This window comes from Pseudomonas sp. 10S4 (assembly GCF_034344865.1).
Taxonomy (GTDB): domain Bacteria; phylum Pseudomonadota; class Gammaproteobacteria; order Pseudomonadales; family Pseudomonadaceae; genus Aquipseudomonas.
The window spans coordinates 3,670,435-3,685,820 of record NZ_CP133774.1 but is presented as its reverse complement, the minus strand read 5'-3'; the positions used below and the strand labels follow the sequence as shown (position 1 = coordinate 3,685,820).

At 59.7% G+C, this 15,386-nt stretch carries 8 protein-coding genes and 2 pseudogenes; all 10 read right to left on the bottom strand.

What is annotated here, in order from left to right:
• Positions 1-7: 7 nt before the first annotated feature.
• A complete protein-coding gene (locus RHM58_RS17155; protein ID WP_322267742.1) occupies positions 8-877 on the bottom strand; it encodes a hypothetical protein in 870 nt (289 codons plus the stop codon).
• A 162-nt stretch (positions 878-1,039) separates the two neighbouring features.
• A pseudogene (locus tag RHM58_RS17150) lies at positions 1,040-4,635 on the bottom strand (glycosyltransferase).
• A 116-nt stretch (positions 4,636-4,751) separates the two neighbouring features.
• Positions 4,752-6,317, bottom strand: coding sequence for a flagellar hook-associated protein 3 (locus RHM58_RS17145; RefSeq protein ID WP_322267741.1), 1,566 nt, complete (start codon positions 6,315-6,317; stop codon positions 4,752-4,754).
• A gap of 13 nt (positions 6,318-6,330) precedes the next feature.
• Positions 6,331-8,375, bottom strand: a pseudogene (gene flgK, locus RHM58_RS17140) (flagellar hook-associated protein FlgK).
• 23 nt (positions 8,376-8,398) lie between these two features.
• Positions 8,399-9,694, bottom strand: coding sequence for a flagellar assembly peptidoglycan hydrolase FlgJ (gene flgJ / locus RHM58_RS17135; protein WP_416195260.1), 1,296 nt, complete (start codon positions 9,692-9,694; stop codon positions 8,399-8,401).
• Positions 9,695-9,705: 11 nt separating this feature from the next.
• Complete coding sequence (locus RHM58_RS17130; protein ID WP_201205176.1) at positions 9,706-10,794, bottom strand: flagellar basal body P-ring protein FlgI; 1,089 nt, start codon at positions 10,792-10,794, stop codon at positions 9,706-9,708.
• 27 nt (positions 10,795-10,821) lie between these two features.
• Entirely contained in the window at positions 10,822-11,517 is a 696-nt protein-coding gene (gene flgH / locus RHM58_RS17125; protein WP_201201710.1) for a flagellar basal body L-ring protein FlgH, read from the bottom strand.
• Positions 11,518-11,568: 51 nt separating this feature from the next.
• Positions 11,569-12,354, bottom strand: a complete 786-nt coding sequence (flgG, locus tag RHM58_RS17120) for a flagellar basal-body rod protein FlgG (RefSeq protein WP_201201708.1) — start codon at positions 12,352-12,354, stop codon at positions 11,569-11,571.
• Positions 12,355-12,400: 46 nt separating this feature from the next.
• Positions 12,401-13,141 carry a flagellar basal body rod protein FlgF gene (locus tag RHM58_RS17115; RefSeq protein WP_201201706.1) on the bottom strand — a complete coding sequence of 247 codons (741 nt, stop codon included), beginning with the start codon at positions 13,139-13,141 and terminating at the stop codon, positions 12,401-12,403.
• Positions 13,142-13,504: 363 nt separating this feature from the next.
• Complete coding sequence (locus tag RHM58_RS17110) at positions 13,505-15,067, bottom strand: sigma-54-dependent transcriptional regulator (protein ID WP_322267736.1); 1,563 nt, start codon at positions 15,065-15,067, stop codon at positions 13,505-13,507.
• Between the last annotated feature and the right edge of the window lie 319 nt (positions 15,068-15,386).

Genomic DNA, 15,386 nt, shown 5'->3' with positions numbered 1-15,386 from the left:
ATGTTTTTCAGCGTAACGCCTCGGCATCGCCGCCAATGCCAGGCTTGCCCATGCCGTTGCGGATATCGAGGGTGATGCCCTGTTCCGACATCGAGTAATCCACCGTGTCAAAACCATCGGCACCGTCCAGGGACTTGAAGCCCCCTACGTTCATAAACACGTCGTCGTGGTTCGAGCCACGGATCGCTTCGATATCGGTATAGGTATCGCCGACCGCGATGCCGGAAGTGTTGGAACCGTACTTGAGATCGAAAGTCAGGCCCTCAGTGCTGTCGGTGTAGCTCGCCGTGTCCCAACCTGCGCCGCCGATCAGATGGTCGGCACCGCCGCCGCCCAGCAGCACATCATTACCGGCACCGCCAGTGATCACATTCCCGCTGGCATTGCCGTAACCGGTGAACTTGCCGGTCCCGGTATAGCTCAGGCGTTCGATGTTTTCGTCCAGCTTGTAGTGGCTCAGGCTGGTAAGAACCTGGTCGTCATAGCCGCCCGCCCAACCGTCCTGTTCAATGATTTTGCTACCCACGGCATTGATGATGTACGTGTCGTTGCCCCATCCGCCTTCAAAGGTCCGGCCAGCCAGCGAAGTGGTAAAGGTGTCATCGAATTCGCTGCCGATGACTTTCTCGATGCTTTTCAGCGTATCGCCTTCGGCATCGCCACCAATCCCTGGTTTGCTCACGCCACTACGAAGGTCAACGCTTATCGCGGCCGAGGAAAGGGAGTAATCCACCGTATCGAAGCCCGCGCCGCCGTCGAACTTGTCCGCGCCGGCGCTGCTCATCAAAACATCATTGCCGCGCAAGCCATTGATTTCGTCATCCTCACGAGTACCCGTCAGCGTATCCATGCCGTTTGTTCCGTTAATAACTGCCATGTCTTCTTCCTTGCCTTGTTGTGAAAAAACAAAATCCTTGGGCAACTATCGACCGACAAAACCAGAAGCTTTAGCAGCATCGAAAAACTATCGAGAACACATGAAACAAAAGGCAAAAAAAGGCGACTCAAGGACGCCTGTTTTTGTGGGTGCGTAAAAAGATCAGTCGGCGAGCCAGCCGTTTTCCCAGTAACGCAGGTTATCGCCACGCAACACGTAATCGCGCAGAACCACCTGACGCAATTCATCGCCCAGGCGGTAGCTGGCATCCGGGTCGGCAAGGTGCATACGGATGGCTTGCAGCCATTCATCGGTGGTGTTCGTCTTGATCCGGGTGGCAGGCAAATAACCCTGATAAGCCTCGGTGTCGGTGCAGATCACCGGATAGCCGCAAGCCCCGTATTCGAGGAGGCGCAGGTTACTTTTGCAGTCGTTGAAGATGTGGAACTCCAGCGGCGCCAATGCCAGGTCCAGGTTCAGACTGGCCAGTTTTGCCGGGTAGACGTCCAGCCCGATCACACCGTGGAATTCATGCATGTACGGGCGCAAGTCATCCGGGCACATGCCGAAGAACACCCAGTCGACTTCATTGGCTAGTTCACGGACCACATCGGCAATCACCGCCAGGTCACCGTGGTGACTGGTGCCGCCGCCCCAGCCGACGCGTGGCTTTTTCGAGGTGCGGCGCTGGCTGCGCATATCGCTCCACAGGTGTTTGGCCAGCATGTTCGGCACCACGCGAATGTCGTTGTGCATATCTGACAAGGCGTTACCCAGTGCCTCGGTGGAGACCACCACGCGATCGCACATACCGATCGCACGCCGCACCAGTTTCTCCATCTCATCCTTGCCCGGCATGTTGCGGATATGCGCGTTGCGATGGGGGACGTTGATGACGTAGTCATCCAGCTCGTAAATCCGCCGGGCATTGGAATAGGTTTTCAGGCCAGGGATCTCATTGATCGGCCCTTCGGAGTAACGCCCTTGCAGGACGATAACGTCGGGCGACTGCCGCTCGACCTCAATGATCGACGGCAGGTTGTAGTGAATACGTCCGTGGGCCCTGCCCGCGGCCTCCAGTTCGATCAACGGCTGCGTCACACGGTAGTGACCGATGGCCGAGGCATTGACCGGCAGTGCGAGGATTTTCGGCAGTTGAGCCTTTGAGAACGGGCTCCAGCCAGCACGCAGACCTGGCTCAAGACTGAAGCTCGAACCACCCAACCCGTGCAGCGACAAGTTGACGTTGTAGGCCGGGTCACGGGCAACGATGGGCAGCCAGCGCTTGTAGAACACTTCCTGTTCCTGCGCGCGCAAGGCCTGTTCAGCCGCTTGCATCACGGCCGTCGGTTGGGCGCCCAGGGCCAATTTGGCATAAGGCGTCCAGACCACCAGGTAGCCGTCCTGGCCAACGCGCAGGCACAGGTCCACCTCGTTCAGCGTCTGGGCCAGGTTCTGCTCATCAAGACCGCCGACCGCCTCAAACACCGCTTTGCGCACCATCAGGCAATCAGCGCCGACAGCACTCAAGTCGTGAGCCACCTGCAACCGGTACATATAGCCCGCAGCATTCAGGGACTCGCCATAAAACGGCACGCCTGCCGGCCCTTGCAAACCAAGAATAAGTCCCGCATGCAGCACCCGACCATCCGGGTTGAACAGCTTCGCGCCGACCACGCCGACTTCCGGTCGTTGCGCGTGATTGAGCAACTCATCCAGCCAGTCACTCTGGGTGATGACGGTGTAAGGATTGAGCATCAGCACGTAGTCGCCGCTGGCCTGCTTCACCGCGAAGTTGCGCACGGCAGCGCTATTGCCTTGTTGCGGATACGTCAACACGCGAATCCGCTCGCTGCCCAACGCTGCCATACCGGCCAGCCAGGCACGGGCCTCGGCGCTTTCGCTGCCGTTGTCGACAAGCAGCAGCTCATACTCACCGTAAGCGGTTTTTTCCAGCAGGCTTTCGACGCAGCGCTGCAAGGCGTTAGTCTGGTCCTTGCTGACGATGACGATCGACACTAATGGACGATCCTCATGGTAATAGTCAACACGGTTGAGCAGTGTCGAACCGGCGTTGCGGATGTCATGGGCAACGCCCATACGTTGCAAGTGCGCCTGTACCACCAGCGGATTGTTCTCCACCACCTCTGGCTGGGACAGCCACTTGGCCAGGTCAAACGTAGACTCCAGCAAAATCTCGGCGATGTGCCCGATCACTTGGGGGCCATCACTCTCGACCAGGCGCCAGAGCACATCGTGAGGGCCCAACTCTCCATAGACCGAATCGAAACCGCCCAGCGCCAGAAAACCTTCGCGCTCAAACGCCAAGGCCCGTCCCACGTAGGGATAGCTGCGCATCAGGTCCAGGTTGAAGTCTGGCTTGAACGCGGGCTCGGCTGACTCGCCCTGGCGCAAGCCACCTTCGTCGCTGTAAAGGCACTTGAGCGTGCGCGAGAGGGCAATCCGCTCCGCCATCACCAGCAAGGCCGGCGCTACCAGTCGATCGCCGGCTTGCAGCAAGTAGAACCAGTCAGCCCCGTCCAGTTGTGGCAACAGGTCATTGACCTGCTGCTGCCAGTCATCTTGCAGCGGCAAACGGAAAACCCGCTCATCCAGCTCGGCCTCCAGACACGATGCGGACAACACCAACGTCAGTTCAGGCGCGTAATCTTGTTCGGCGAGGGTTTGCAGCGTGAGTTCCAGCGCTGACCGGCTGCCCTGTTCATCAATAACAATGGGAACGATTTTCGGCCTGCGCGGCCAGCTCTCCAGTGTGTCCGGCAACAGTTCGCGCTGCCCCTCAGTGAGGCTGCGGCACGCGAGCCACTGTGCGTAAAGCTCGGCAAAGCTGACACTGGCGATACCGACGTGCCAATGCTGAGTGGTCTGTTTGGTGCCCAGGGTGCGGCTCAAGGGCAACTCTTCCCAGACGCGCGGCAGCTCATCGGCACGGGTCACCGGCAAGTAGCGAACCCAGCCCGGCGCTGGCGCAGATTCGCCGCTGCGGGCCTTGAGCATCTGCAACAGCCATTGCCGTTCGGCCTCGACCGCATCCTTCATCGATTGCTGGGCGCTCAAACGCTCCGGATACAAACGTTCGACACTGAGCACATGGTTGGACACCACCAGGTTGCCACGGCGCAGCAGGCACACATACAAGGCGAAATCGAGGGTCGCGACAAAACAGTGACCGGGTTGGGTCAAGGCTGGAAACAACTCCAACACATCGGCACGACGGAACATCGCATTGCTGAAACCGCCAAGGATATTGACCGGAAAATTCTCGAAAATCGCCAGCAGGTCCTCCCCTTGAACAGCCCGCACACCGGGGAAAGCGGTGTGTTCTCGAGCCGCGAAGGCAGCGGCAGATCGTCGGCATCCCAGAACAACCGCTGGGCCAATACCAGGTTGACGTCTTTACGATCGATGAGTACTTGCGCCTGGCGCTCAACGCACGTGGCGAACAATTGGTCATCATCACAAAGAAACTTGATGAACTCGCCTTGCGCTTCCTCCAGACAGGCTTGCAGGTTACCGACCAGCCCAAGGGTCCGCGGGTTGCGCACGTAACGCACGACAACATCGGTCTGCCCGTCCAGCGAACCCACCATTTCTTCGATTTCAGTGCCACGACTGTCGTCGCACACAATGATCTCGAGATTGCCATAACCCTGAGTCACGGCACTGCGCAACGCCCGGTCGAAAAAGCGTGGGTTGAAGGCGGGAATGACAAGGCTGACAAGAGGAAGTGAATTCACGGCGGACTCGCAGGCGGCGAGAGCTCGCCCAGGAAAGCGAGCCCTTTGAACCGCGGAAAAAGACAGTAGGTATTGGAGGGTCAGCAGTCACCGGGCGCCTGGGCGCCCGGCTACTGTCAGATCTTGTTGAACAGGCCCAGCGACGTGATCTTGCTGAACGCCAGTTGTGCAGCTTGCAACATGGTTTGCTGCAACGTCAGGCGGGTCATTACCTCGGCAGGATCGGAGTCGCGAATCGACGACTGGGTCGTGGTGTTCGCCAGGCTCAGGCTCTGGTTGGTGGAGGACTGATCATCAAGCGAACTGCCCCGCGCACCGATTGAGGTTATTGCCGTGCCCAATTGATCGGTGGCACTGGTCAGGTTGTTGACCCCGGAATCCATCGCAGCCTGAAACTTCTGTTTGGCCACCGGATCGGCATCGATCGGCACGTTCATGGCACTAACCATCTGGCCCAGCGTGTCGAGGACATTCTGGGTCTGGTGGTTGTTGGACTGCGCCGTGAACTGGTCGCCGGCTGCCGGTGTCCCGCCCACCGCAAATGTAACGCCAGCGGCGGTCGCGTTGCCGCCAGCCATGGTGCCTGAAGACACCGGCCTGCTGTCCGAAGTGATCGGGGCGGCGTATAGATCAAAGTTGGTGGCGCTGGTGAACTTGAGAACGGCCCCGCCGGCCGGAAATGCATTGTTATAGGCCACCGGATCGGTGACGGTCGATCCGGTGATCACCGCTGTCGAAGGGTTGCCTGGACTGCGCGCGGTGTTGAAGGTGTCCGGTTTGGCCGTCAACTGGAAGCTATGACCGGCAATCACCGTATCCGGGACATCACCAGACTGGAGGTTGATGTTCAGATTCATGTCGATGCCACGGAAGCTGACCGACTGGTTTGCACCGTTGCTGTTGCTGACAACCCCGCCCTGACTCGCTTCAGCTGTCACGTCGTTACCCAAAGAATCGGTAATTTTCAGCTGAGTGCTGCTAACGAAACTCACGGTATACGGTTGGCCTGCGGCAAATTTGGCGTTGTAAGTCGTACTGCTTGAGACTTCGCCATTTGACAGGGTGACCCGACCGTCATCCACTGCCGGAGCCGTCATGCTGACCTGGGTGCGGCTGGTATTGATGCTCTGCTGAAAGGCATCCCAACCCGTGGTGTTGGTAGCCATCGACTGACCATCGCCAACGGCCAGGTTGATGCTGGTCTGATCACCGTTGTAGGTGAAGGTACCATCGGAGTTCTGCGAGTAGGGCGCAGTGTCGGTTTTCGAACCGGAAAACAAATAGCTCCCGTTCGAATCCTTGGAATTCATAAGTCCAACGACCTGCTGCTGGAGCTGAGTCAATTCCGCCCCATAAGCTTTACGGTCTGCGTCGGTGGCATTGCCACTCGAGGCGCTCAAGGCGATTTCCTTGGCGCGCTGCAAAGCCGTGTTGATGGAATCCAGCGTGGTTTCCTGCAGGCTCAACGAGCTCTTGGTGCTGTCGATGTTGGTGCTGTACTGATCAAGCGCCGCACTCTGCTGGCCGAGCTTGAGCAGACGCCCGGCACCGATCGGATCATCGGCGGCGGTGTTGATGCGCGTCATGCTGCTGGCTTCAGCGCTGGTTGCGATCGCCTGGTTGAAGTTACGCTGATAGTTGGCAGCGGTTGTATCGTAATACTGGCTTGTAGAAATGCGCATGAATTACGACTCCTTAAAGGGCATTGATCAGCGTAGTGAAAGTTTCCTGCGCAGCCTTGATGATCTGCGAAGACGCGGTGTAGTACTGCTGGTATTTGACCAGGTTGCCGGTTTCTTCATCCAGGTTGACCCCGGAGTTCGAATCACGGGCGCCTGTGGCCTGGGTCAGGATCGCCGTGGTGGCGTCGCTGTCCGATTTGCCCTGCGCAGCCTTCGCGCCGACATTGGTCACCAGTGTGCCGTAAGCGTCGACCAGGCTGATGCCCTTGCTCGCCGTGCCGGTATCCACTGTCTGCTTGGTTTGCAGCGCCGTCAGCGCTTGTGCGTTACGGTTATCCGAAGACGCGGCACCCGTCAGCGAAATGCTGAAGCTTTCGTTCTTGGCCGGAGAGCCACCGACCGTGGTCTGCATCGTGAACGATTGCTGGACTGGCGGGGTGCCGCCGTCGGTGATCGGGTTACCACTGGCATCGACCATCGGCACTGTCAGGTTCAGGGTATTGCTCTGACCCGGCACGATATTGCCCGAACTCAGCAGACCACCCTTGGCATCAACCAGGGTATAGGGCTGGCTGCCACCGGCTGCGTCACCGAAAATGATCTTGACCGGCGTCGAGTACTTGAGCCCGGTCTGCATTTGCGCCTGGGAAGCCGGGTTGTAGATGTCGATGGTGCTGGTCAGCGTTGGCTGGGTGTAGGTGCCGGTGTTGTTGGCACTGGTCACGCCGGTCAACGGCGCTGCCGCCGCGATTTTTTCGGGTCGGTGAGCACGGTCTGAATGCTCGCCGCCGCGCCACGGGTCGGCGTCACCTTGAAGCTGTCGCCAGCGCTCATCGGGCCGCTGCCATCCAGCGCCATGGTGAAACCATCGATCACCGGCGGTGGCGTCGTGGTGGTGCTGAACGACCCCATGTCGGTGCCGTCGGAGCGCTTGACGCTGTAGTCGGTCGGGCTGGTGAACGTCACCTGATAATCACTGGTGGTCAGCTGGCCTGTGTCCTTGATGGTGACGTTCAGGTTGCCGGAACCGGTGCTGTTGCCCGCGTTGGCAATGCTGCGCTGACTGATCAGGGCGGCACTGTTGATGTTGTTGAAAATCGCCGCGCCGAAATCACCGTTCTTGTCGATGCCCTGGGCCTGTTGGCTGTTCACTTGGTCAGCCATGACCAGCGCCACACGCCCCAGCTCATTGAGCGAAGGGTCGAGCACATCTTTGCGATAGTTCAGCAAACCACCGATCGAGCCGCCGCTGACCACCGAGGTAATGTCGATAGTGCTGGAGCCACGATCCAACTGCAGCGCCATGCGCGACGGATCGTCTTTGCTCGGCACAGTGCCCAGGGTGTTGGTGGTGTTGCCGATCACCAACGGCTGGCCGCTGCCGACGTAGATGTCATAGCTGGAGCCGCGCTCGACCACTTGAGCGCCGACCAGTTGGGACAACTGACGCACCGCTTCGTTACGGGAGTCGAGCATGTCGTTTGGTTGGCCACCGCTGGTGGAGACCTCACCAATTTTCTGGTTGAGGTTGGCAATCGTGGTGGCCAGTTTATTCACCTGGGACGCCATGTCGCCAAGGCTGCCGTTGAGCGTGGTGTTCTGATCGTTCAACTGCTGGGCGATGGTGTTGAAGCGGCTGGTCAGCGCCTGGGCACCGGTCAGCACTCCTTGACGCGAAGTGTCGTCAGTTGCCGAGGTCGAAACGCCCTGCATCGAGGTGAAAAATTTCTGCAACACGCCGGTCAAACCGGTGTTGGTGTCGGACAGCGTAGCGTCAAGCGGCGTAGCCTGAGCCAGGTACGACGAAGCTTCACTGTCAAGCGAAGTGGCGGTGCGCAACTGTGCATCGAGGTAGGAGTTGTACACCCGGCGCACATCGGCCAGGGTCGTCCCGGTGCCGATAAACACGTTACCGACCTGCTGTGAGGAGTTGGTGGTCTGCACCGTTTGCTGACGTGAATAACCGGCGGTGTCGACGTTGGCAATGTTGTTGCCCGTCACAGCCAAAGAGGATGAGCTAGCCGCTAGCCCCGACATCCCGATATTGAGCAAACTCATGGTTCAGACCTTATGCCTTGTGCCTATAGAGGCGTGGTGGAAACGCCCGCCGCAGCGTAGTTTTGGTAACTCGTCATCTGCTTGGCTATTTGCGAAATCTTGTTCGCGTAGTTCGGGTCGGTTGCATAACCGGCCTTTTGCAACTCGCGTACAAACTGTTCTGGGTTATCGGCCGACTTCACCACATCTTGATAGCGATTATTGGTTTGCAGCAAAGTTACAAGGTCGTGGAAGCTGTCCTTGTAAGAGGCATAGGAACGGAACTCAGCCGTCTCCTTGACCATTGCGCCATCCTTGAACTCGCTGGTGATTGCCCGCGCCGAATCGCCGGTCCAACTGCTGCCGGTCTTGATGCCAAACAAGTTGTGACTGCTGCTGCCATCCTGGGCGCGCATGACCGATTTGCCCCAACCGGTTTCCAGGGCGGCCTGGGCCACCAGGTAACGCGGATCGACACCGATGCGAGCGGCGGCTTCTTTGGCCATCGGCAGCATGGTGTTGACGAATTCGTCGGCGGAACTGAAAGCTTTCTTCGCCGGCGCCAGAGGAATCTGCGCCATGGCGCGACCGTAAATCTGCATCTGCCCGTTTGACGACGTGTCCGTCTGCGAGGCAAGCCAATCGCCGTTGTACAGCGGGCCGGCACCGGTCTTGCCGTTCTGCGGCACCTGGATTTTGTTCTGCGCGGTCGCGGCAGTGGCTGCGGTATTCGTGACCGACGGCACCAGCCCGGCGAGCAAGCGGTCCGCCAGTTTCGGCGGCAGAGCCAGGCGGCGCTGATTGAGCATTGCCACGTCATTCGTGTGATCGGCGGCGTGCGCCGGCACCCTGCCCGAACGCGACGCCCACAACGGACGCTGGCCATTGAGGCGCGACAACGGACCATTGGTGGCCGTCGTGCCAGCGGCTATCGGGGTTGGCACGGCCGCTTTCGCCGCTTCCTGCTTGGCCGCAGATGCAGCCGCAGCCTCACCCGGTGCCAGCGGTTTGTTCTTCGACATCTGGCGCATCAACACGTCGGCCAGACCGATACCACCGCCCTGGCGAGACATGGAAACGGCCAACTGCTGGTCGTACATTTCCTGGTACTGCTTGGCGGCTGGCGTGTTGAGCGGATTGTCCTTGCCTAGCGTTTCGGTGGCCGAGCGCATGGACTTGAGCATTTCACCGAGGAACAGCGACTCGAACTCCTGCGCCACCTTGCGCATGTTGGCGTCGCTGTTCTTGTCACCGACCTTGAGCTGGTTCAGACGATTGAGGTCCGAGTAAGAACCCGAATCACTGGTGCCGACGGTATTGCCATTGCGCATATCCACCATGGTCGCCGTCCTCAGATCACGATCAGGTCGGCTTGCAACGCGCCGGCCTGTTTCAGTGCTTCGAGGATGGCCATCAAGTCTCCCGGCGCCGCGCCGACCTGGTTCACCGCACGCACGATTTCGTCGAGGGTGGTGCCCGGGCCGAATTTAAACATCGGCTTGGCCTCTTGCTGGGCGTTGATCCGCGAGCGCGGCACGACCGCCGTCTGCCCGTTGGACAAAGGGCCGGGCTGGCTGACGATCGGGTCTTCGGTGATGGTCACGGTCAGGCTGCCGTGGGTTACGGCGGCCGGGGAAACCTTGACGTTTTGGCCGATCACGATGGTGCCGGTACGGGAGTTGATGATGACTTTCGCCACCGCTTGACCCGGATCGACTTCAAGGTTTTCAAGGATCGACAAGTAGTCGACACGCTGGCTCGGGTCCAAAGGTGCCGAGACGCGAATCGAACCGCCGTCGATAGCCTGGGCAACGCCAGGGCCGAGCATGTCGTTGATCTTGTCGACCACGCGCTTGGCGGTGGTGAAGTCCGAACGGTTGAGGTTCAGGGTCAGGCTGTTGCCCTGGTTGAAGCCGCTCGGCACCGAACGTTCAACCGACGCACCACCCGGGATACGACCGGCCGACGGAACGTTAACGGTGATCTTGGAACCGTCACGACCTTCAGCATCGAAACCACCGACCACCAGGTTGCCCTGGGCGATGGCGTAGACGTTGCCGTCGATACCTTTGAGTGGCGTCAGCAGCAAGGTGCCGCCGCGCAGGCTCTTGGAGTTACCGATGGACGAAACCGTGATATCCACCAACTGACCCGGCTTGGCGAACGCCGGCAAATCGGCACTGATCGACACCGCCGCGACGTTCTTCAACTGCACGTTGCCCGAACCCGCCGGCACCTTGATGCCGAACTGCGAGAGCATGTTGTTGAAGGTCTGCAGGGTGAACGGGGTCTGCGTCGTCTGGTCACCGGTGCCGTTAAGCCCGACCACCAGGCCGTAACCGATCAATTGGTTGGTCCGCACGCCGGAAATGCTGGCGATGTCTTTCAGCCGCTCGGCTTGAGCGTTGAAGGCTGCGGACAGCAACAGGGCGGCCACCATCAGGTGTTTAAGATTCAACGTAGCCACCTAGAAAGGGAACAGCGGGCTGAGGAAGAAACGGTCGAACCAGCCAGGCTGACTCGCATCGGCAAACGCACCGGTGCCCGAATAGGTGATACGTGCATCGGCGACGCGGGTCGACGACACGGTATTGTCAGTGGCGATGTCATCGGCGCGAACCAGGCCGGCAATCCGCACCAGCTCATCACCCGAGTTGAGGGTCATCCACTTCTCGCCACGCACGGCAATGATGCCGTTGGGCAATACATCGGCGACGGTCACGGTGATCGAACCGGTCAGGCTGTTGCTCTGCCCGGACTTGCTGGCCCCGTTGGTGGCACGGTCGCCGCTGTAACCGGCGTTGAGGCTCAGGTCACCACTGCCCACCGGGTTATTGGTGGTCAGGCCGCCACCGAACAGCGACGTCAGACCGATGCTGGTCTTGCTGGTCTTGTCGATCTGCGAGTTGGCACCCTTGCTGGCCTGAGTCTTCTCGTTCAGGGTGATGGTAATGATGTCACCGACCCGGAACGCCTTGCGGTCGCCGTACAGGTTTTGTTCGAAACCGGCCTGGTAGATCGAGCCATTGTTGGCGGCAGCCGGCAGCGGCGTTCGCGGCAACACCGGGGCGTAATAAGGGTCATTGGGCTTGGGCGTCGGTGCGACGCAGCCCGCGAGCGAGACCACCCCACTCAGTGCCAGAACAGATACAAAGCGATTCATGACCCTACCTCACGGTGTTGCAGGCGGCTTCATGCCGCCTCATAGACTTGATTACAGATTCTGCGTTACGAACGAGAGCATCTGGTCGGCGGTGGAGATCACCTTGGAGTTCATCTCGTAAGCGCGCTGAGTGGTGATCATGTTGACCATCTCTTCAACGGTGCTGACGTTGGACCCTTCCAGGGTGTTCTGCAGCGTGGTGCCAAAACCGTTCAGGCCCGGGGTGCCGACTTGCGGCGCGCCGCTGGCGGCGGTTTCCAGGAACAGGTTGTTACCGACTGCTTGCAGACCGGCCGGGTTGATGAAGTCGGCGGTTTGCAGGTTGCCGATCACTTGAGAGGCAGCGTTGCCGGGAACGGTGATGGACACCGTGCCGTCCGTACCGACCGTGAAGCTCTGGGCGTTGTTCGGGATGACGATCGCAGGTTCCAGAGCGAAACCGCTGGCGTTCACGATCTGGCCGTTGGAGTCGAGGTGGAAGGTGCCGTCACGGGTGTAAGACGTGGTGCCGTCCGGCTGCAGAATCTGGAAGAAACCGCGGCCGTCGACGGCCAGGTCCAACGGCTGCTCGGTGGTTTGCAGGCTGCCGGCGGTGAAGTTTTTCTGGGTGCCGACGATGCGCACACCCGTACCCAATTGCAGACCGGACGGCAGCGCGCTGTCCTGGGTCGACTGGGCGCCAGGCTGGCGTTTGATCTGGTACAGCAAGTCCTGGAACTCGGCGCGGTCACGTTTGAAACCCGTGGTCGATACGTTCGCCAGGTTGTTGGAGATGGTGGTCAGGTTGGTGTCCTGGGCGGACAGACCTGTTTTGGCAACCCATAGAGCCGGAAGCATTTCGATTCTCCTCGTGCGCCTGTTTTACGGCGCGACGTTCTGATAATTAGCTGATCTGCAAGACCTGAGCCATGGCCTGGTCGTCGTCTTTGGCGGTGTTCATCATCTTGATGTGCAGCTCGAATTGCTTCGACAACGCCAGCACCGAGGTCATTTCTTCCACGGCATTAACGTTGCTCGACTGAAGGAACCCAGACACCAGTTTGACGCCCGCATCGGCTTGCGCCGGCTTGCCGTCCATGGTGTGGATCGAACCATCCAGGCCTTTGGTCATGTTCTTCAGGTCAGGGTTGACCAGTTTGATACGGTCGATTTGAGCAATCACCCGCGGGCCTTCACCCATCGAACGAATGCTGATGGTGCCGTCCTCACCTACTTCGATTTTCTGCTCGGGCGGCACGGCAATCGGCCCGCCATTGCCCATCACCGGCATACCATTGCCGGCGCGCAACACGCCCAAGGCGTCAACGTTCAGGCTGCCGGTGCGCACGTAACTTTCGCTGCCGTCGGGGCTTTGCACGGCAATCCAGCCGTCGCCGGTCACCGCCACATCGAGATCACGGCCGGTTTCCACCATCGATCCTGGCGAGAAGTCGGTGGCCGGACGCTCGGTCATGGCATAGGCACGCGCCGGAAAGCTGTCACCAAACACCGGCATCGAACGGGCCTGCTCCAGGTCCTTCTGAAAACCGTTGGTGGAGATGTTCGCCAGGTTGTTCGCATGAGCCTTCTGCGCCAGTGCATTCTGGCTGGCGCCGGTCATTGCCACATAAAGGTACTTGTCCACACTCTTTCCTCTGCATGCCGGACGTTTGCCGCCCACCGCTGTACTGCTGAGCCTCAAGCAATTTGCAGACCAACTTTTTCTGGCGGCCCGAGGCCCGGCAAACAAAGGACTTGAAGGATTTAGAGGGGATGAGGGAATTGTGTCGAAGTCGAAAAACCGGCGGTGTTATGCCGGTAAGTGGCAAGTGTCAGCCTTCATGGACGACGCTGTACCCTGTGGCGAGGGAGCTTGCTCCCGCTGGGCAGCGAAGCAGCCCCAAAAAGGACTGCCGATATCTGACAGACAGATCGCGCAGGATGGTTTTGCGGCCGCTTCGCGCCCGAGCGGGAGCAAGCTCCCTCGCCACAACACCCGTGCTGTGACTCAGGAACCAGGCTCCTTGCCGACATCGTATTCGCGCAGTTTGTTGGCAATGGTGGTATGCGAAACCCCCAACCGCTTACCCAACTGCCGACTGCTCGGGTGCTCGGAATACAAGCGCTCCAGCACCGCTTTCTCGAAGCGCCCGACAATCGCATCCAGCCCGCCCTCCAGCGAGAAATCGCCAAGGGGCTGACGCACGCCGTAATCCGGCAGGCGAATGTGTTCAGCCTTGACTGTCCCGCCCTCGCACAGGGAAACCGCCTGGAACAACACGTTTTCCAACTGCCGGACATTGCCCGGCCAATGGTAATGACTGAGCCGCTCCATCGCTGCTGGCGCCAGTTTCGGCAGCGGGCAACCGATCTGCCGACTGGCCTGATCGAGGAAATGCTCCACCAGCGGCGTCAGCCCGTCGAGGCATTCGCGCAGCGGCGGGATGTGCAATGACAACACATTCAAGCGGTGATACAGATCCTGGCGAAACTCGCCTCGGGCACATAACTCGGACAGGTCCACCTGCGTCGCGCAGATCACCCGCACATCCAGATAGACCTCTTCATCACTGCCTACACGCCGGAAGCAGCCGTCCTGCAGAAAGCGCAGCAGCTTCACCTGCAAGCGCGGGCTCATTTCGCCGACACCATCGAGAAACAGCGTACCGCCGGCCGTCAACTCCAGCAGCCCGAGCTTGCCTTCGGCCCGCGCGCCTGCGAACGCGCCAGGGCCGTAGCCAAACAATTCGGTCTCGGCCATGGATTCCGGCAGGCCGGCGCAGTTGAGCGCCATCAGTGGCGACTGCCCTCGCGGACTGGCCAAGTGACAAGCCCGCGCCAGCAGCTCTTTGCCAGTGCCGGTTTCACCTTCTATCAATAACGGCGCATCCAGCGGCGCCATGCGTCGAGCCTCACGCACCACCGCTGCCATGACTTTCGAGCTCTGGAAGATACTGTCGAAGCCGCGCAATTCCTGTTTGCGCACGTTATAGATCCGCTCACCGACCCGGTCCGCACGGTGCAACGTCAACACGGCACCGGCCATGGCCTCGCTGTCGTCATGCTCCGATTGCAGCGGCGCGATATCGGCAAGAAACACGTCACCCTTCACCTTCACCCGCAAGCCGTTGATCCGCGACTTATTGGCGCGCACCAACTCCGGCAAATCGAAATCCTCGGCATACCGCGACAACGGAATCCCCGGCACCTCGTCCACCCGCACCCCGAGCAACTGCGCCGCCGCACGGTTGGCCGCGACGATGGAGCCACCCATGTCGATCGACAGCACCGGAAACTCCAGGGCGCCGAGCAAGGCATTGAGCTCCATGTGCCGACGCTCGCTGGGCATCAGCCCTACACGCTTGACGCCAAATACCCCACCAATCGCCTCGAATTTCGGACGCAGCGCCTGGAACTGAATGTTGATCAGGTTCGGGCAGTGCAGGTAAATCGCGTTGCCATGCTCACCGCCTACCTCGCCGCGAGCGACGTTGATCCCGTATTCCACCAGCAGGTTGAGAATGTCGCGCAGGATGCCGATGCGGTTTTGGCAGTGGACTTTGATACGCATATAAAAGGCCCAAAAAGCGGTGAGTGGGGTAGATGCCTGGCGCGCAACCTATGGGAGCGGGCTTGCTCGCGAAAGCGTCGGTTCATCCAACATCAATGTGTCAGACAGACCGCCTTCGCGAGCAAGTCCGCTCCCACATGGGTATTGCAGTGCCTTCGGACGGATTTTTCTGCGGAGGCGCAAAGTCAGTCGTCAAGATTATGTGACAGCTGGAAGGCTTTTCAAACCGGGAAATCTCAATACCTGCGCCATATCGCCGATTCCGTAACGAAAACTTTACGAAAACCGCAGATTTTTCCTACGCACGACCCGAACCACC

What these genes read in the sequence shown, in the direction of transcription:
- flgH (WP_201201710.1), bottom strand. Translation starts at nt 11,517, where the DNA reads ATGAATCGCTTTGTATCTGTTCTGGCACTGAGTGGGGTGGTCTCGCTC.
- flgJ (WP_416195260.1), bottom strand. Translation starts at nt 9,694, where the DNA reads ATGGTGGATATGCGCAATGGCAATACCGTCGGCACCAGTGATTCGGGT.
- RHM58_RS17110 (WP_322267736.1), bottom strand. Translation starts at nt 15,067, where the DNA reads ATGCGTATCAAAGTCCACTGCCAAAACCGCATCGGCATCCTGCGCGAC.
- RHM58_RS17145 (WP_322267741.1), bottom strand. Translation starts at nt 6,317, where the DNA reads ATGCGCATTTCTACAAGCCAGTATTACGATACAACCGCTGCCAACTAT.
- RHM58_RS17155 (WP_322267742.1), bottom strand. Translation starts at nt 877, where the DNA reads ATGGCAGTTATTAACGGAACAAACGGCATGGATACGCTGACGGGTACT.
- flgG (WP_201201708.1), bottom strand. Translation starts at nt 12,354, where the DNA reads ATGCTTCCGGCTCTATGGGTTGCCAAAACAGGTCTGTCCGCCCAGGAC.
- RHM58_RS17130 (WP_201205176.1), bottom strand. Translation starts at nt 10,794, where the DNA reads ATGGTGGCCGCCCTGTTGCTGTCCGCAGCCTTCAACGCTCAAGCCGAG.